Origin of the sequence: Arenimonas sp. (genome assembly GCF_041913985.1) — a bacterium.
Classification (GTDB): Bacteria; Pseudomonadota; Gammaproteobacteria; order Xanthomonadales; family Xanthomonadaceae; genus Arenimonas.
This window is the reverse complement of the sequence record NZ_JAYSEG010000024.1, coordinates 25,090-42,047: the sequence shown is the minus strand read 5'-3', so window position 1 is coordinate 42,047 and position 16,958 is coordinate 25,090. Positions and strand designations below refer to the sequence as shown.

14 protein-coding genes are annotated in these 16,958 nt (G+C 70.5%); 6 read left to right on the top strand and 8 right to left on the bottom strand.

The genetic code is table 11. The features are described 5' to 3' along the window. The 6 genes from ACE3Q2_RS09475 to ACE3Q2_RS09450 form a co-directional block, all read right to left on the bottom strand. Positions 1–511, bottom strand: a 511-nt coding sequence (locus ACE3Q2_RS09475; protein ID WP_374473846.1) for a biotin carboxylase N-terminal domain-containing protein, incomplete at its 3' end; no start/stop codon positions are given. Positions 512–521: 10 nt separating this feature from the next. After that, positions 522–1,004: an acetyl-CoA carboxylase biotin carboxyl carrier protein gene (gene accB, locus ACE3Q2_RS09470; protein WP_374473845.1), complete on the bottom strand. Its 483-nt coding sequence runs from the start codon at positions 1,002–1,004 to the stop codon at positions 522–524. 34 nt (positions 1,005–1,038) lie between these two features. Next, complete coding sequence (aroQ, locus tag ACE3Q2_RS09465; protein ID WP_231698187.1) at positions 1,039–1,473, bottom strand: type II 3-dehydroquinate dehydratase; 435 nt, start codon at positions 1,471–1,473, stop codon at positions 1,039–1,041. A gap of 78 nt (positions 1,474–1,551) precedes the next feature. After that, positions 1,552–2,115, bottom strand: coding sequence for a TlpA family protein disulfide reductase (locus tag ACE3Q2_RS09460; RefSeq protein ID WP_374473844.1), 564 nt, complete (start codon positions 2,113–2,115; stop codon positions 1,552–1,554). Between the two features lies 1 nt (position 2,116). Continuing rightward, positions 2,117–4,297, bottom strand: a complete 2,181-nt coding sequence (locus tag ACE3Q2_RS09455) for a protein-disulfide reductase DsbD (RefSeq protein ID WP_231698189.1) — start codon at positions 4,295–4,297, stop codon at positions 2,117–2,119. 106 nt (positions 4,298–4,403) lie between these two features. Continuing rightward, positions 4,404–4,784, bottom strand: coding sequence for a helix-turn-helix domain-containing protein (locus ACE3Q2_RS09450; RefSeq protein ID WP_043803489.1), 381 nt, complete (start codon positions 4,782–4,784; stop codon positions 4,404–4,406). Positions 4,785–5,160: 376 nt separating this feature from the next. Between ACE3Q2_RS09450 and ACE3Q2_RS09445 the strand changes: the two genes are divergently transcribed. From ACE3Q2_RS09445 to ACE3Q2_RS09420, 6 genes are all read left to right on the top strand, one after another. Next, positions 5,161–5,646: a hypothetical protein gene (locus ACE3Q2_RS09445; RefSeq protein WP_231698190.1), complete on the top strand. Its 486-nt coding sequence runs from the start codon at positions 5,161–5,163 to the stop codon at positions 5,644–5,646. Positions 5,647–5,789: 143 nt separating this feature from the next. After that, complete coding sequence (gene groES, locus ACE3Q2_RS09440; RefSeq protein WP_106991338.1) at positions 5,790–6,077, top strand: co-chaperone GroES; 288 nt, start codon at positions 5,790–5,792, stop codon at positions 6,075–6,077. Between the two features lie 58 nt (positions 6,078–6,135). Then, positions 6,136–7,776 carry a chaperonin GroEL gene (groL, locus tag ACE3Q2_RS09435; protein ID WP_231698191.1) on the top strand — a complete coding sequence of 547 codons (1,641 nt, stop codon included), beginning with the start codon at positions 6,136–6,138 and terminating at the stop codon, positions 7,774–7,776. 211 nt (positions 7,777–7,987) lie between these two features. Beyond that, the gene (locus ACE3Q2_RS09430; protein ID WP_374473843.1) at positions 7,988–8,695 is read left to right on the top strand and encodes a hypothetical protein; all 708 of its coding nucleotides are present in this window, start codon (positions 7,988–7,990) and stop codon (positions 8,693–8,695) included. Between the two features lie 88 nt (positions 8,696–8,783). Beyond that, positions 8,784–10,952 carry a PAS domain S-box protein gene (locus ACE3Q2_RS09425; RefSeq protein ID WP_231698193.1) on the top strand — a complete coding sequence of 723 codons (2,169 nt, stop codon included), beginning with the start codon at positions 8,784–8,786 and terminating at the stop codon, positions 10,950–10,952. A gap of 60 nt (positions 10,953–11,012) precedes the next feature. Then, a complete protein-coding gene (locus ACE3Q2_RS09420; RefSeq protein WP_231698194.1) occupies positions 11,013–13,073 on the top strand; it encodes a phospholipid carrier-dependent glycosyltransferase in 2,061 nt (686 codons plus the stop codon). A 19-nt stretch (positions 13,074–13,092) separates the two neighbouring features. Here ACE3Q2_RS09420 and ACE3Q2_RS09415 read toward each other — a convergent pair whose 3' ends face one another. Both ACE3Q2_RS09415 and ACE3Q2_RS09410 read right to left on the bottom strand, forming a co-directional pair. Further along, positions 13,093–13,794 carry a transposase gene (locus ACE3Q2_RS09415; RefSeq protein WP_231698195.1) on the bottom strand — a complete coding sequence of 234 codons (702 nt, stop codon included), beginning with the start codon at positions 13,792–13,794 and terminating at the stop codon, positions 13,093–13,095. A 104-nt stretch (positions 13,795–13,898) separates the two neighbouring features. Then, positions 13,899–16,958 (bottom strand): efflux RND transporter permease subunit, encoded by a 3,060-nt coding sequence (locus ACE3Q2_RS09410; RefSeq protein WP_231698196.1) that lies wholly within the window; start codon positions 16,956–16,958, stop codon positions 13,899–13,901.

Below are 16,958 nucleotides of genomic sequence, written 5' to 3'. Positions count from 1 at the left end.
CGCGCATGCCGCGGCCGCCGCCGCCGCCGGCGGCCTTGATGATCACCGGGTAGCCGATCTCGCGGCCGTGGGCGATGCACTCGGCCTCGTCGTCGGGCAGCGGGCCGTTCGAGCCGGGCACGCAGGGTACGCCGGCTTCCTTCATGGCGCGGATGGCCTCGACCTTGTCGCCCATCATGCGGATGACGTTGGCGGTGGGGCCGATGAACACGAAGCCCGACTTCTCGACGCGCTCGGCGAAATCAGCGTTTTCGCTCAGGAAGCCGTAGCCCGGGTGGATGCCCTGGGCGTCGGTGACCTCGGCCGCGGCGATGATGGCCGGGATGTTGAGGTAGCTCTCCGAGGACGGCGCCGGGCCGATGCACACCGACTCGTCGGCCATCGCCACGTGCTTGAGGTTGCGGTCCACGGTCGAGTGCACCGCCACGGTCTTGATGCCCAGCGCATGGCAGGCGCGCAGGATGCGCAGCGCGATCTCGCCGCGGTTGGCGATGACGATTTTCTCCAGCATGGCCCGGTCCTCAGCTGATGACGAACATGGGCTCGTCGAACTCGATCGGCTGGCCGTTCTCGACCAGGATGGCGCGCACCGTGCCGGAAACGTCGGCCTCGATCGGGTTGAACATCTTCATCGCCTCGATGATGCCCAGCGTCTCGCCGGCCTTCACCGTCTGGCCCACCTTCACGAACGGCGGCTTGTCCGGGCTGGGCGAGGCGTAATAGGTGCCGACCATCGGCGAACGCACGGTGTGGCCGTCCGGGATGTCCTTGGTGGACTTGCCCACGGCTTCGGCCGAGAGCGCGGGCGCGGCGGCGGCTGGCGCCGGGCGGGCCGGTTCGGCGTGCGCCACCGGGGCCGGCGCGGCCACCGGCGCGGGCGCGGCGTAGCCACCCTTGGGCACGCGCGCCAGGCGCACGGACTCCTCGCCCTCCTTGATTTCGATTTCCGCGAGGTTCGATTCCTCGAGCAGGTCGATGAGTTTCTTGATCTTGCGAAGGTCCATGGCGGCCTCGTCTTGTGGTGATGGTTGGAAAAGGTCAGAGCCGCGCGAGGGCGGCTTCGAGCGCGTAGGCGTAGCTGTCGGCGCCGAAGCCGCAGACCACGCCCACGGCGATGTCGGAGAAATAGCTGGTGTGCCGGAACGGCTCGCGCGCGTGCGGGTTCGACAGGTGCACTTCGATGAAGGGCAGGGCCACGGCCGCCAGCGCGTCGCGCAGGGCCACCGAGGTGTGGGTGAAGGCGGCCGGATTCACCAGCAGGAAGGCGGTGCCGTCGGCGCGGGCGGCCTGCACCCGGTCCACGAGCTCATGCTCGGCGTTGGACTGGAAGCTTTCCAGCGCATGGCCGGCGGCTTCGGCGCGCGCGGCCAGGCGGGCGCTGATGTCGGCGAGGGTCGTACGGCCGTAGATGCCCGGCTCGCGTTCGCCGAGCAGGTTCAGGTTGGGACCGTTCAGGACCAGGATCTTTGCCACGCCAGCCTCCCCAGGGGAGGCACAGTCTGGGGGCAGGGTGGGCGGGTTGTCCAGAAGATCGCCGCGACTTCGGCGATTTTAACGGGCGTTTGAATTTACCCAGGCCTGCACCGATTCCGGGTCCGGGAAGGCGCCGTAATGGGTCTTGAGCAGGGTGCCGTCGGCGCCCACCAGCACGGTGTAGGGCAGGATGCCGCGGCGGTTGCCCAATTGCACGGAGCTGTCGCCCGGGCCGGGAGTTTCCACCAGCAGGGTGAACTCCACTGGCACCTCGCGCAGGAAGGCCAGGGCCTCGTCCGGGGTTTCCAGGGCGATGCCGACTACTTTGACGCCGTTGCCGCCCTGCTGGCGCGCATAGGCGTCGAGCACCGGCATTTCCTTGCGGCAGGGGCCGCACCAGCTGGCCCAGTAATTGATGAGCCGGGTGCGGCCGGGGCCGGACACCCGCACCGGTTCGCCGGTGCGCAGGTCGGGCAGCGACAGCTCGGGCACCGGCTGGCCGACTTCGGTGACGACCATGCCCGGGGGCGCGGGTTTCTCGGCCGGCAGCAGCGCGCGCTGGCCCAGCCACCAGCCCAGCCAGGCCGACAGGCCGCCCAGCACCACGATGGCGCCCCAGGTGAGGATGGCGTCGCGCTTCATGTCAGTTCGCCGCCTTGGCCAGGGCCTCGTCCACGATGGACTGGGTGAGCAGGGTCGGCAGCACCTCGGGCTCGCCGCCGTTGCGCGGGTACACCACGTACAGCGGCACGCCCACGGCCTGGTGCGATTCGAGGAAGGCGGTGATGGCCGGGTCCACGTCGGTCCAGTCGCCCTTCATGTACACGGCGCCGGCGCGCTCGAGCGCTTCGCGGAAGGCGGGGCGGCCGAGCACGGTGCGTTCGTTGGCCTTGCAGCTCACGCACCAGTCGGCGGTCATGTTCACGAACACGACGCGGCCGTCGCGGCGCAGCTGTTCCAGTGCGTCGGCGGAATACGCGACCACGCCCGTCTCGGCCGCCGCGGCCTTTTCCGGGGCCGGCATGCGCTGCACCAGTACCGCCGGCCACAGCGCGGCCAGGATGATGGCCACGGCGATGCCCTTGGCCAGCGCGCCCTTCCAGCGCGCCTTCTCCCACAGCCACAGGCCCAGGCCCAGGCCCACCGCGCCCACCAGCGCCAGGCCGATGGCGTCGGCGCCGCGCTGCTTGGCCAGCACCCACAGCAGCCACACCGCCGTGAGGTACATCGGGAAGGCGAGCAGGTGCTTGAAGGTTTCCATCCACGCGCCGGGTTTGGGCAGGCGCGCCGCCAGTGCCGGCACGAAGCCGATCAGCAGGAAGGGCAGGGCCAGGCCCAGGCCCAGCGCCAGGAACACCACGATGGCGACCAGCGGCGAAGCCGTGAACGCGAACGCCAGCGCCGTGCCCATGAAGGGCGCGGTGCAGGGACTGGCCACCACCACCGCCAGCACGCCGGTGAAGAAATTGCCCGCCGGGCCGGACTTCTCGGTGAGCGACTGGCCCGCGCCCGCCAGCGAGGCGCCGAAGCTCACCACGCCCGACAGCGACAGGCCGATGGCCACCATCACCAGCGCCAGCGCGGCGATGACGCCCGGCTGCTGCAGTTGGAAGCCCCAGCCCAGGGCCAGCCCGGCCTGGCGCAGCGCCAGCGCGATGCCGCCCACCGCGGCGAAGCTGGCGAGCACGCCGGCGGTGTACCAGAGCGCATGCGCGCGCGCCTTGCGGTGGTTGCCGCCGCCCTGCGCCAGCGACAGCGCCTTGAGCGAAAGCACCGGCAGCACGCAGGGCATCAGGTTCAGGATGAGGCCGCCGCCGAGCGCCAGCAGCAGCGCCAGCCACAGCGAAGCCGCTTCTCTTGCAGGAGGGCCTTCAGGCCCGACCTGCTCCGTCGGGCCTGAAGGCCCTCCCACAAAAGGCCCTCCAACAACGCCGCCCGCCGGCAGCTGCAGCTCCACCGTTCGGGTCATCGGCGGGTAGCAGATGCCGTCCGTCTGGCAGCCCTGGAAGGTGACGCTGAGCGTGGCGGGCACGGCGCGGGTGTGGTCGCGGATGAGCGGCAACGGCGCGTCCACGGGCTCGAAGTACACCTGCACGTCGCCGAAGTGTTCGTCGAAGTGCGACTGCGAGGGCGGCCACTGGATCTCGCCGGCGCGCACGCCCTCGGCCTGCAGCTCAACCGAATTGCGCTCGCGGTAGAGGTAGTAGCCCGGCGCCGGGGTGAAGCGCAGCAGCAGCCGGTCGGCGGTGTCGACGATGGCCTCGAAGCGGAAGGCCTGGTTTTCCGGCAGCGGCAGGCCGCCGGCGGCGATGGCGGGAGTCGTGGCGGTGCCGAACAGGTCGGTGCCGGCGGGGGCGGCGAGCGCCTCGAGCCCGGCGGGCGTAGCGACGTCGGCGGGCAGCTCGACGGTGACGGTTTTCGTGTGCGGCGGGTAGCAGATGCCGACGTCGGCGCAGCCCTGGTACTTCACCTGGAAATCGAGCGTGCGCACACCGTCGGCGGCGGCGCCGGTGAGCACCGCGGTCACGTCGCCGCGGTAGGTCTGCACGTCGCCGAAGAATTCGTCGGTGTAGGCGATGCCTTCCGGCAGCTCCAGCGGGTTCGCCTTGAAGCCGCCATCGGCCGGCTGCACGCCCATGCGGTGCCGGTAGAGGTAATAACCCTCGGCGATCTTCCAGGTGAGTTCGATGCGGCCGCGTTCGGTGGCTTTCGCGCTCAGCGCGAAGGCTTCGTCGATGGGCAGCAGGTCGGCCTCGTCCACCGCCCGGGCGGCGGGGGAGAGGAGCAGCAGGGTGGCCAGCAGGGCCGACAGCCAAGGGGTCATGCGGGATCTCGGGCGGGGCGGGGGCGGCCGTGCAACGCCGGCCGCCCCGTGGGACCACCAGTATCCCCGGAAGTTCGCGGCCCTGGCGAATCGGGCCGCGCCAGTGTCAGGCCCGGGAGGTCATGGCCTCGACAAAATCCACCAGCGGCTGCTGCTCCGGGTTGCGCAGGGAGCGGAAGGCCACCAGCAGGCGCTCCTCCAGCCCGCACTGGGCGTAGAAGTTGAGCAGCATGGCCGGCGTGTCGTTGCCGTTGGCGTCGCCGGTGCCGCCGACCCAGCGGCTGCCGCGGCCGGTGGCCAGCCATTCGAAGCTGACGGCGGTGGCCATGGCGATCTTGGCCATGTTGTCGGTGGTGGGCTTGGCGCCGTCCTTGCGTTCCCATTGCGCCACCGCGCTGCGGGCCACGCCGACCGCGAAGGCCAGTTCCGACTGCGACATGGACGCGCCCCGGCGCGCCTGCCTGATGCGATTGAACAGAAGACTCATTGGTGTTTCCCCGAAATTGTCCTGCAAGGAACCAGCGCTGCACGTTTTGACTAACCATGTCAGCGCAACTGCCCGGAACCGGTGCATCTGCCCTAACCGCCCCCTCGGCAAGTGGGCAGGCGCCGGTGTTTCCGGGGCGTCGGACAGCGGCATTGAGCAGCCGGCCGACAGGGTGGGCGCCTCCTGCACCAACCGGGGCGTTGACCCCGGTCCCCGTCGCCATGCTCTAGTGGCGCGACACCCCTTGTTTCATGGGGTTTTGTCGCGGCCGGGCAGGCGACCGGGCACGCGCCGATTGTTGGGTTATCGCCGGCAGGAAATCAACTCGCGCGGGTGCGGCGTTTTGTCGCCCGGGCGGGTTGCACAGGGGGCAGGGATGAAAGGTTTGGCAGCGGGTTTGCTGCTGGCGTTGCTGGCCGACGCCGGCCTGCGGCTCCATGGCCACGTAGGCCTGGAGGCGGGGGCGGTCGTGCCGGTGCTCGGCGGCCTGCACCTGGTGGCCATCCCGGGCACGAGCGCCGCCGCCCTGGGCCTGGGGCCGGTGGCCTGGCGCGGGGTCTGCCTGGCCATGGCCCTGATGGCCGCCGCCTCCTTCGTGTTCACTTCCGCCCTGTCCGGGCGCGGGCGCGGGCCGGTGTTCGTGGCCGGCGCCTGGCTGGCGGCCGGCGTGGTGGCCCTGGCCGCGGCCGACCTGGCGGAGCTGCTGGCCTTCGGCTACCTGGTCGACACCCTGGCCTGGCAGCCCGGGATGACCGGCGGCCTGGTGTTCGGGCTCGCCCAGGCGCTGATGCCGGTGCTGCTGGTCACGCTGGCGGCCTGCTGGGCGGTGCAGCTGGCCGCGGGGCTTCGGCAGGGGTCTTGAAAGCCCGGGGGCGGGACTACAGATAGGGCGGGTCGCGCGGCCTTCCTGTGGCTTGGCCGCGCGCGTATCATTGGCACTCACCAGGGCCGAGTGCTAACAGCATAGGCCCATGTCGTTGAAATTAAAGGACTAAGAGGACTCTCATGAACATCAAGCCGCTGCACGACCGCGTGGTCATCAAGCGTATGGAAGAGGAAAAGATGTCCGCTGGCGGCATCGTCATCCCCGATTCGGCCACCGAGAAGCCCATCAAGGGCGAGGTGCTGGCCGTCGGCGCCGGCAAGGCGCTCGACAACGGCTCGGTGCGCGCCCCGTCGGTGAAGGTCGGCGACAAGGTGCTGTTCGGCAAGTACGCCGGCACCGAGGTCAAGCTCGACGGCACCGAGTACCTGGTGGTGAAGGAAGACGACATCCTCGCCGTCCTCGGCTGATAACGCGCCTGCCGCGCGACCAGTCACAACCCCCTCAAAGAATTCTGGAGTTTAGAAAATGGCTGCCAAGGAAATCCGTTTCGGTGAAGACGCCCGCGCCCGCATGGTGAAGGGCGTCAACATCCTCGCCAATGCCGTCAAGGCCACCCTCGGCCCGAAGGGTCGCAACGTCGTGCTCGACAAGAGCTTCGGCGCCCCCACGATCACCAAGGACGGCGTGTCCGTCGCCAAGGAGATCGAGCTGGCCGACAAGTTCGAGAACATGGGCGCGCAGATGGTGAAGGAAGTCGCCTCCAAGACCTCCGACAACGCCGGCGACGGCACCACCACCGCCACCGTGCTGGCCCAGGCCCTGATCCGCGAGGGCATGAAGGCGGTCGCCGCCGGCATGAACCCGATGGACCTCAAGCGCGGCATCGACAAGGCCGTCGTGGCCGCCGTCGAGGAGCTCAAGAAGATCTCCAAGCCCTCGTCCACCTCGAAGGAAATCGCCCAGGTCGGCGCCATCTCGGCCAACTCCGACGCCAACATCGGCGAGCTGATCGCCAAGGCGATGGACAAGGTCGGCAAGGAAGGCGTGATCACGGTCGAGGAAGGCTCGGGCCTGGACAACGAACTCGACGTCGTCGAGGGCATGCAGTTCGACCGCGGCTACCTGTCGCCGTACTTCGTGAACAACCAGCAGTCCATGTCGGCCGAGCTCGATGACCCGTTCATCCTGCTGTACGACAAGAAGATCTCGAACGTGCGCGAGCTGCTGCCCGTGCTCGAGGGCGTGGCCAAGGCCGGCAAGCCGCTGCTGATCGTCGCCGAGGAAGTCGAGGGCGAGGCCCTGGCCACCCTGGTGGTGAACACCATCCGCGGCATCGTGAAGGTCTGCGCCGTGAAGGCCCCGGGCTTCGGCGACCGCCGCAAGGCGATGCTGGAAGACATGGCCATCCTGACCGGCGGCACCGTGATTTCCGAGGAAGTGGGCCTGCAGCTCGAGAAGGCCACCATCAAGGACCTCGGCCGCGCCAAGAAGATCCAGGTCTCCAAGGAAAACACCACGATTATTGATGGCGCCGGCGCCGCCGACGGCATCCAGGCCCGCATCAAGCAGATCAAGGCCCAGATCGAGGAGACCTCGTCCGACTACGACCGCGAGAAGCTGCAGGAGCGCGTGGCCAAGCTGGCCGGCGGCGTTGCGGTGATCAAGGTCGGCGCCGCCACCGAAGTCGAGATGAAGGAAAAGAAGGCCCGCGTCGAAGACGCCCTGCACGCCACCCGCGCTGCCGTCGAAGAAGGCATCGTCCCGGGCGGCGGCGTCGCGCTGATCCGCGCCAAGGCGGCCATCGCCGGCCTCAAGGGTGCCAACGAAGACCAGAACCACGGCATCGTGATCGCCCTGCGCGCCATGGAAGCCCCGCTGCGCGAGATCGTCACCAACGCCGGCGAAGAGCCGTCGGTCATCCTCAACAAGGTGGTCGAGGGCAAGGGTGCGTTCGGCTACAACGCCGCCAACGGCGAGTACGGCGACATGATCGAGTTCGGCATCCTGGACCCGACCAAGGTCACCCGCACCGCGCTGCAGAACGCCGCGTCCATCGCGGGCCTGATGATCACCACCGAAGCGATGGTGGCCGAGGCCCCGAAGAAGGACGAGCCGGCCATGCAGGCCGGCGGTGGCATGGGCGGCATGGGTGGCATGGACTTCTGATCCCCCCGCAGTACCAAAGCCCCTCTCCCGCCCGCGGGAGAGGGGTTGGGGAGAGGGAACCCCGCCCAACGAAAAGCCCCGCTCCGGCGGGGCTTTTTTTTTGCCCCGGAATCGCCTCTGAACGCCCGGCACGACGCGTGACTTCCGGCAGGGGTGGCCGCTTGGCCGCGGGCCGCAGGCTGCGGCCTTCCCGAACGCCGAGCCTGCCCTGATGAAGCCCCTCCCGCTCCTCGCCGCCGCGTTCGCGGCCACCGCGCTCTGCGCCTGCACGCCGGCGCAGGTGAAGCTGCCCGCGGGCTTCGCCGAACGCGCGGTGGCGCATGCGGTCACCGGGCATTCGCCGCGCCGCTTCAACCAGCCCCTGCATTTCGGCCCCTACAGCGCGCGCCGGATGCACGAAGGCGACACGTTCCACTGGGAAGCGCCCATCGGCCGCACCGGCTTGCGCAGCAGCGAGCGGCCCTACGCCTTCACCCTGACCACGCTCGGCCAGCCGCCGGTGCAGGTGCAGTGCGCCTCGCGCCAGACGGTGCTGCGCCACGGCGACGAGGACTCGTCGCTGGAACTCGACCTCACCGCCTTCGAGGGTCCGCTGCTCGACTGCGGCCTGCGCATGGGCGACGGCGCGCCGGTGCTGCCGCTGTCGCTCGCCGTGACCAGCAACGGCTACCGCGGCGAGCTGGCCTCGCCCTGGGGAACCCTGGCCATCCGCAGCCTGCACGGCTACGCCGGCAGCGGCTTCACGTCGATGGAGCCCACCGGCTTCGAACTCACGCGCGCCGGCGAGCCGTGGATGGTGGTGGAAACCGTCAATGCCGGCCGCGTGCTGCTCGACCCCGTCGCCGACCCGCGCCAGCAGGCCTGGCTGGCCGCCGCCGCCACCGCCCTGCTGCTGCTCGACGCCGACCTGGGCGACTGACCGGGGGCGCCGCCCGCGGGCTTGACCGGGGACAAGAAAAGGGCCGGGAATCGGGATACCTTTGGGGGTATCAGCAAGGGATTCCCCGATGCCGCACCGCCTGTCGCCGCCGAAGCGCACTCCCTGGTTCCGGGGCCTGTTCCGCTGGCTGGGCGGTCGCGCCGCGGTCGAGCGCGACCTGATGTTCCACCTTGCGCCGGGACTGCAGGTGATCCTCGACCGCGAGCACCGCATCCAGCGCTGCAACCCCGCCTGGGAGGTGCTGCTGGGCTGGCGCGAGGACGAACTGCTGGGCACCGAACTTGCTCGGCTCCAGCACCCCGACGACGTGCAGCAGTCGCTGGACGAGGGCAGGGCGCGTCTGGAGCAGGGGCAGACGGTCAGCGGCTTCGAGAACCGCCTGCGCCATCGCGACGGCAGCTACCGGCGCATCCGCTGGTATGCCCGCCAGCTCGAGGACGGCCGCACCTATGGCTTCGGCCAGGACGTGACCGAATCGAGCCAGGTCGAACTGGAGCGCGACCTGTTCTTTGCGCTGGCCCCGGGCCTGCAGGGCATCGTGGCGCCCGACGGCACCCTGCGCCGCGTCGGCCAGGGCTGGCAGTCGGTGCTGGGCTATGACCCGGCGTCGCTGCTGGGCCAGCGCATCACCGAGCTGGTCCATCCCGACGACGTGGAGCCCACGCGCGCCGCGGTGCTCCGCGCCGTGGCCCAGGCAGGCACCGGCGCGCCCTTCGTCAACCGCTACCGCAGCGCCAGCGGCCAGTACCGCTGGATCCAGTGGTTCACGCGGCCCCTGCCCGGCACCGGCGAGCTCTACGGCTTCGGCCTGGACATCACCGAGCTCACCGAAGCGCAGGCGCGCTTCCGCTCCGCGTTCGACCACGCCGCCATCGGCATCTCGCTGGTCGGCCTGGATGGCCGCTTCCTGGAGCCGAACCCGGCGCTCTGCCGCCTGCTGGGTTATGCGCGCGAAGAGCTCGTGGCCATGACCTACAAGGACCTCACCTACCCACCCGACCTGGAAGCCGACGTAGCCCTGGCCACCGAGCTGGCCGAGGGCCGGCGCGAGTCGTACACCATCGACAAGCGCTACGTGACCAAATCGGGCCAGCTCACCTGGATCCAGCTCACCGGCTCGCGCGTGCTCGATGCCGACGGCCGGCTGCTGTACTTCATCGCCCAGGTGCAGGACATCAACGAGCGCAAGCGCGCAGAGCAACGCCTGACGGTGGCCAACGCCGAGCTCAGCAACGCCCTGCTCGAACTGCGCGGCTACGAAACGCAGATGCGCCGCATCCACGAGCTCAGCCAGCTGCTGATGGTCTGCGCCGACCGCGCCGAGGCCTATGAAGTGATGCAGCGGGTGTTCGGCGCGCTGCTTTCCGACCACCCCGGCTATTTCGCGGTGCTCGAGCCGCAGGCGCGCGAGCTGCGGCCGGTGTTCCAGTGGGGCGGCGGCGAGCCGGTGACCGCGCCCATCCCGGTGGGCGACTGCTGGGCGATGCGCCGGGGCGAGCCGCATGTAGTACTCGACGCGGCGCACGACCTGGCCTGCCACCACGTCACCCGCGACGAGCAGGGCTGCGCCTGCATCCCGCTCACCGTCAACGGCCGCACCAATGCCATGGTGCACGTGTCCGCCCTGGGCAACCAGACCGACGCCAGGCGCATCGGCGCGCTGATCGAAACCCTGGGCGAAGTGGTGAAGACCTCGCTCTCCAACCTCGATCTGCGCGAGCACCTGTCCGAGCAGGCCATCCGCGACCGCCTCACCGGCCTGTACAACCGCCGCCACCTCGACGACCAGCTGCCGGTGGAATTCGAGCGCGCCCGCCGCAAGGGCCAGCCGGTGTGCCTGGCCATGGTGGACATCGACCACTTCAAGCACTTCAACGACGACTTCGGCCACGAGGCCGGCGACGAGGTGCTGCGCGCCATCGGCCGCTACCTGCGCGAATCCCTGCGCCGGGTGGACCTGGTGTTCCGCTACGGCGGCGAGGAGTTCACCGTGATCCTGTCCGAAGCCGATGCCGCCGGCGCCCGCGCGCGGCTGGAAGCCATCCGCGAGGGCGCCAAGGGGCTCAACGTCTGGTACGGCGGCGAGAAGCTGCCCACGCCCTCGCTGTCGGTGGGCGTGGCGTTTTCGGACGCCGAGCACCCGGACCCGGAGTCGCTGGTCCGCGCGGCCGACCGTGCGCTCTACCGCGCCAAGGACCTGGGGCGGGACCGGGTGGAGTTCTCGGGCGGGGGCTGAGCGGCCGTTCGCCGCGCCGCGAGGCGTTAGTCCGGGGGAAGCCCTGGCCGGAGCAGGCGAATGGCGGATCGACGCGCAACCGGGGCCCGCCGCTGGGTGGGCGTGATGCTGCTGCTGGCCCTGGTGGGGCTGGCGGTGCTGCGTTCGCACTGGGGCACCCGGCACGACGGCTTCACGGTGGACGAGCCCTGGCACGTGGTGGCCGGCGTGTCCTACCTGCGCACCGGCGACTACCGGCTTAATCCCGAACACCCGCCGCTGGTGAAGCTGGCGGCCGGCGCCGCGCAGGCGCCCGGCTTCGTGCTGCCGCCGTTCGCGCCGCTGGTGGAGAAGTCGCAGGAGCGCGACTGGGTCGAGGACGTGATGTTCCTGCGCAACGACGCCGCAGCCGCGCAGCAACGGACGCGGCTTTCGCTCTGGGCCTTCCACGGCGCGCTGCTGCTGGGCCTGGGCCTGCTGCTGTGGCGCGCGCTGGGCCTGCCCTGGGCCGCGGGTTCGCTGGCCTTCCTCGCGGTCGAACCCTCGGTGGCGGCGCACCTGCCCGTGGCCATGACCGACCTGCCGCTGGCCCTGACGCTGGCCGTGGCCGTGGCCGCCGCCGGCCTGCTGCTGTCCACCTGGCAGTGGCGCTGGGTGCTGGCCGCCGGCCTGGCGCTGGGGCTGGTGCTGGGCAGCAAGCATTCCGGGCTGGCCGGCGTGGCCGGCGTGGGCCTGGTGCTGGGCATCGGCGTGCTGGCGGGCTGGCGCCAGGGCTGGGCAGAGGGCGTGCGCCGGCTGGGCCGCGTGTGCGCCGCGGGCGTGCTGGGCCTGGCCGTGCTGTGGGCCATGTACGGCTTCCGCTTCCACGCCGGGCCCGACGGCAGCGACGGCTTCAACCGCGCCATGGCCGACAAGGTGGCCGACCTCAACATCCCGCACTGGCGCCTGGCCATCGGCCTGGCCGATGAAGCGCGCCTGCTGCCGCGCGCCTACCTGTGGGGCCTGGCCGACACCGTGCGCGCCGGCGTCGAGGGCCGCGGCCAGGCTTCGCACCTGGTGTGGGGCGTGAGCCACAAGGGCCGGCCGCCCTGGTTCACCTGGCCTAGCATCGTGGCTTCGAAGCTGCCGTTGGCGCTGGCGGCCATGGCGCTGCTGGGCCTGCTGGCGCTGCGCTGGGCGAGGCTTCCCGCATCCGGGCGCTGGCTGCTGGCCGCCGCGGCCGGCGCCGGCGTGGTGCACCTGGGCGCGCTGATGTCGGGGCAGGGCACCTACGGCGGCATCCGCCACGCCCTGCCGCTGGTGGTGCTGCTGGCGCTGCCGGCGGGTGCGCTGCTGGCCCTGGCCTGGCAGCGCGGTGGCAGCGCGCTGCGGGTCGCCGCCGCCGTGCCGCTGGCCGTGGCGCTGGCGATGACCGCCGCCGAGCCGCGGCTGTGGGAGTACCACAACGAACTGGCCGGCGGCACCGCGGAGGCCTACCGGCAGTTCGGCAACGAAGGCATCGACCTCGGCCAGCGCTGGCCGGAGATCAAGGCCTACCACGACGCGGTGATCGCGCCCGAAGGCGCCACGCTGTATTCCGACTACTGGTTCATGGAAGAACAGGCCATCGCCGCGCGCACCAACTACCGGCGCAAGGTGGACAGCATCGACGACGCCAATGTCGAAGGCGTGTACGAAGGCTATTTCCTCTACTCCATGCACATGACCCTGCCCTGGCCGGAGTGGGGCTGGGACCCGGCGGTGGGCCTGAAGGGCCTGGAGCAGGTGCAGCGGCTGGGCTACGTCGCCATCTACAAGGGCCGCCGGCAAGACCCGCAGGGGCGCGCCTCCGACGTCTACCAGAAGGTGATCGAACACCTGTACAAGCAGGGCGGCGGGCGCGACGAGGTGGTGGCGGCGCGGCTGCAGGAAGTGATGGCGCAGCTGCCCTACCACGTGGGTGCAGCGATAGAACTGGGCAACGCGCGCCTGCGCCTGGGCGACGCCGCCGGCGCGCGCGCGGCCTACGGCCTGCCCCTGGCGCAGAAGATGATGCCGGTCGAACCCCTGGTGAAGGCCCAGCTCGAGGCGCAGATAGCGCGCCTGGCCGACGGCGTGCCCGCCGTCGACGTCCCGCCCCTGCGCAACCCCTGGATGGAATAGGCAAAGAAGGGGGTCAGGTTCACTTCCCGAACTCGCGCGCGCGCCGGGGGCGATGAGCCGGCCGGGTACTGGCGAACTGCCGGGTCTTGGCTTCCACCATCGCCCGGAAGTCGTCGCGACCCCAGGCGCGTTGCTGTCGGAGGTAGAGGCGGATGGCATCCAGTTCCTCGTCAGGCATCGCTTCGCGCAGCAGTGATTCGTAGGCAATTCCTGCAGGATACGCCGACGCCTGAAGCGCTTGCTGGGCGGGGTGCAGGGCGAGCAACGGGTCGTCGCGCCGGCCGCAGAGCGCTGCGCAGCTTGACCAAGGGTAGCTGGCCGGGTCGCTGGTCAGTCGTGCCCGGACCGGATTGAGGTCGATATAGCGGGCGCAGCGGAGCAGGTAGGTCTCGCTATCGACCAAACAAGCCTTGTAGCGACCTTCCCACAGCGTACCCGTGCGGTCGTGGCGGGCGTTGAATCGGGCCACGTAACGGCGCCCGAGTCGCTGCATCATCTGGCCCACGGCTCCTGCCTCCGGTGGTGTCAGGAGCAGATGGGTGTGGTTCCCCATCAGCACATAGGCATGCAACTGGCAGCCGGTGGCTTCCAGCGCCTCGCGCAGCAGCGACAGGTATTCCCACCTGTCGCGATGGTCGAGGAAGCAGGGCAGCCGGTTGTTGCCACGTTGGACGACGTGTTGGGGGATGCCTGCAAGGTCAATGCGCGGGAGTCGGGCCATGCGCCCAGTCCGCCACCTTGAGGGGGTGGCGGACCATCGCCAAAAGACCCGCACGTGTCTCAGGAGACTCCCTGTTCCGGAAGTGAACCTGACCCCCTTCTTGGTCAGGCCGCCTTGGGCTGGCGGGTGAAGCGGCGGGTCAGGGTTTCCAGCGCCGCGAAGGCCGCCGGCACGACCACCAGGCTCAGAGCGGTGGAGGTGATCAGGCCGCCGATCACCGCCACCGCCATCGGCTGGCGGAAGGCGGCGTCGGCGCCCAGGCCCAGCGCGATCGGCAGCATGCCGGCGCTCATGGCAATCGTGGTCATGATCACCGGGCGGGCGCGCTTGCGGCAGGCGTCCACCAGCGCGTCGTGCATGCTCAGGCCGTGCTCGTCCTCGGCCACCACGGCGTAGTCCACCAGCAGGATGGAGTTCTTGGTGGCGATGCCGATCAGCATCAGCAGGCCGATCAGCGCCGGCAGCGACAGCAGCGTGCCGGTGAGCAGCATCAGGCCGAAGGCGCCGCCCGCCGACAGCGGCACCGCCATCAGGATGATCAGCGGGTGGCTGGCGTGGTTGAACAGCAACAGCAGCACCGCGTACACGCAGAACAGGCCGGCGGCCATGGCCAGCGCGAAGCCCACGAACAGCTCCACGAAGATCTCGGCGTCGCCGTAGGGCTGGGTGCGCACGCCCGGCGGCAGGTTGTTGAGCGTGGGCAGCGCGTTCACCTCGTTCATCACGTCGCCCAGCGGGCGGCCGTTGAGCTCGGCGGTGAAGGTGACCTGGCGGGCGCGGCCCAGGCGGTTGATCACCGAGGGGCCGGCACCGGTGCGGATTTCCGCCACCGCCGACAGCGGCACGGTGCCGCCGTTGGCGCTGGGTACGCGCATCAGCGCCAGCATGGCTTCGTCCGACAGCGCCTGCGCGTCCAGGCGCACGCGGATCGGCACCTGGCGGTCGGGCAGGTTCAGCTTCGCCAGGCGCTGGCGGTAGTCGCCGCTGGTGGCGATGCGCGCGGCCTCGGCGATGTCCACCGTGGACACGCCCAGGTCGGCGGCGCGGCGCGCGTCGGGCACCACCACGATCTCGGGGCGCAGCAGCGAGGCGGTGGAGCTGATGGTGCCCAGGCCCTGGATGGTGCGCAGGTCGCGTTCCAGCGCCTGCGCGGTCTCGTACAGCGCGGCCGGGTCGTTGCCGGCCAGCACCACCTGCATCTGCTCGCCGGGTTCGCTGCTGATGAAGCGCTGGCGCACCCCGGGCAGGGCGGCCAGGCGCTCGCGCACCTCGCGCTCGAGCTCCTTCTGCGAGCGGTCGCGTTCGTCGCCCGGGCCCCAGTCGAGCACCATCACGGCCTTGCGCACGTCGGGGATGCCGCTGACGTTCGGGTCGCCGAAGTCGACGATGCCGCCGACGGTGGCGTAGGCCTGGCGCAGCTCGGGCAGGTCGGCCAGCAGGGCGCGGGCGCGCTCGCTCACCGCCACGGTCTGGTCCAGGCGCGCGCCCGGCGCGAGTTCCAGGCTCAGGTTGCTGCGGCCCAGGTCGGAGCCGGGGATGAAGGTGGCCGGGATCAGCGGCACCAGCGCCAGCGAGCCGATGAACAGCAGCAGCGCGCCCACCAGCGTCTTGGCGCGGTTGGCCAGCGCCCACTCGACCACGCCCAGGTACCAGCGCATCACCCGGCCCTCGCGTTCGACGTGCGGCTTGGGCTTGAGCTGGTAGGCCGCCATCATCGGCGTCAGCAGGCGCGCTACCAGCAGCGAGAACAGCACGGCGGTGGCGGCGGTCCAGCCGAATTCCAGAAAGAACTTGCCGGCCACGCCGGGCATGAAGGCGACCGGCACGAACACCGCGGCCAGCGTGGCCGAGGTGGCGATGACGGCCAGGCCGATCTCGTCGGCGGCGTCGGTGGCGGCCTGCTTGGGCGGCTTGCCCATGCCCAGGTGGCGGTCGATGTTCTCGACCTCGACGATGGCGTCGTCCACCAGGATGCCCACCACCACCGCCAGCGCCAGCAGCGTGACCATGTTGAGGCTGAAGTCGAACAGCCACATCACGCCGAAGGTGGGGATGATCGAGAGCGGCAGCGCCACCGCCGAGATCCAGGTGGCGCGCCAGTCGCGCAGGAACCACCACACCACCAGCACCGCCAGCAGCGCGCCCTCGTAGAGCATGGTCATGGACGAGTTGTACGAGGCCCGCACCTCGTCCACGGTGGAGAAGACCTGGGTGATGCGGATGCCGGGGTGTTCGGCCTCGAGCCGGCGCACCGCCGCCTCGACGCCCTCGCCGACCTCGATCTCGCTGCTGCCGCGGGTGCGGGTGACCGAGAAGGCCACCACCGGCTTGCCATCGAGCAGGGCCACCTGGCGGCGCTCGTCGTGGCCGTCGGTCACTTCGGCCAGCGCCGACAGCGGCACCTGGCCGCCGTCGGGAAGTCGGATGGGGAACAGGCGCAGGTCCTGGGCGTTGCCCACGGTGCCCACGGCGCGCACGGCCTGTTCGCCGCTGCCCAGGGTGGTGCGGCCGCCGGAGCGCTCGAGCTGGCTCGCGGCCAGCTGCTGCGACACCTGGCCCGCCGTGAGGCCGTAGGCCGCCAGCGTGCCCAGGCGCAGGTCCACCTGCACCTCGCGGTCGATGCCGCCGGCGCGCGCCACGCGGCCCACGCCCGGCACGCCGAACAGGGCCTTTGACACGTCGTTGTCGACGAACCAGCTCAGCTCGTCCTCGCCCATCCGGTCCGAGGCCACCGCGTAGGTCACCAGGGTGCCGCCGACCACGTCGATCTTGGCGACGATGGGCTCCTCGGCCTCCTGCGGCAGGTCGGTGCGCACGCGCGTGACCGCGTCGCGCACTTCGTCCAGCGCCTCGCCCAGGTCCTTGCCGATGCGGAATTCGACGAAGGTGGTGGACTGGCCCTCGACCACCGTGGACACCAGGTTCTTGATGCCCGGCAGGGTGGCGATGGAGTCCTCGATCTTGCGCGCCACCTCGGTTTCCAGCTGCGACGGCGTGGCCGAGGGCTGGGCGATGGTGACGGTGATGCCGGGGAAGGCGATGTCGGGGAAACGCGATACCGCCAGCTGGTTGAAGCCGACCAGGCCGACGATGCCCAGCAGCACGAAGGCCAGGATCGCCGGCAGCGGCCGGTTGATCGACCAGGTGGAGAAGTTGATCGCCAT

What these genes read in the sequence shown, in the direction of transcription:
- accB (WP_374473845.1), bottom strand. Translation starts at nt 1,004, where the DNA reads ATGGACCTTCGCAAGATCAAGAAACTCATCGACCTGCTCGAGGAATCG.
- ACE3Q2_RS09460 (WP_374473844.1), bottom strand. Translation starts at nt 2,115, where the DNA reads ATGAAGCGCGACGCCATCCTCACCTGGGGCGCCATCGTGGTGCTGGGC.
- ACE3Q2_RS09455 (WP_231698189.1), bottom strand. Translation starts at nt 4,297, where the DNA reads ATGACCCCTTGGCTGTCGGCCCTGCTGGCCACCCTGCTGCTCCTCTCC.
- ACE3Q2_RS09450 (WP_043803489.1), bottom strand. Translation starts at nt 4,784, where the DNA reads ATGAGTCTTCTGTTCAATCGCATCAGGCAGGCGCGCCGGGGCGCGTCC.
- ACE3Q2_RS09445 (WP_231698190.1), top strand. Translation starts at nt 5,161, where the DNA reads ATGAAAGGTTTGGCAGCGGGTTTGCTGCTGGCGTTGCTGGCCGACGCC.
- groES (WP_106991338.1), top strand. Translation starts at nt 5,790, where the DNA reads ATGAACATCAAGCCGCTGCACGACCGCGTGGTCATCAAGCGTATGGAA.
- groL (WP_231698191.1), top strand. Translation starts at nt 6,136, where the DNA reads ATGGCTGCCAAGGAAATCCGTTTCGGTGAAGACGCCCGCGCCCGCATG.
- ACE3Q2_RS09430 (WP_374473843.1), top strand. Translation starts at nt 7,988, where the DNA reads ATGAAGCCCCTCCCGCTCCTCGCCGCCGCGTTCGCGGCCACCGCGCTC.
- ACE3Q2_RS09425 (WP_231698193.1), top strand. Translation starts at nt 8,784, where the DNA reads ATGCCGCACCGCCTGTCGCCGCCGAAGCGCACTCCCTGGTTCCGGGGC.
- ACE3Q2_RS09420 (WP_231698194.1), top strand. Translation starts at nt 11,013, where the DNA reads ATGGCGGATCGACGCGCAACCGGGGCCCGCCGCTGGGTGGGCGTGATG.
- ACE3Q2_RS09415 (WP_231698195.1), bottom strand. Translation starts at nt 13,794, where the DNA reads ATGGCCCGACTCCCGCGCATTGACCTTGCAGGCATCCCCCAACACGTC.
- ACE3Q2_RS09410 (WP_231698196.1), bottom strand. Translation starts at nt 16,958, where the DNA reads ATGGCGATCAACTTCTCCACCTGGTCGATCAACCGGCCGCTGCCGGCG.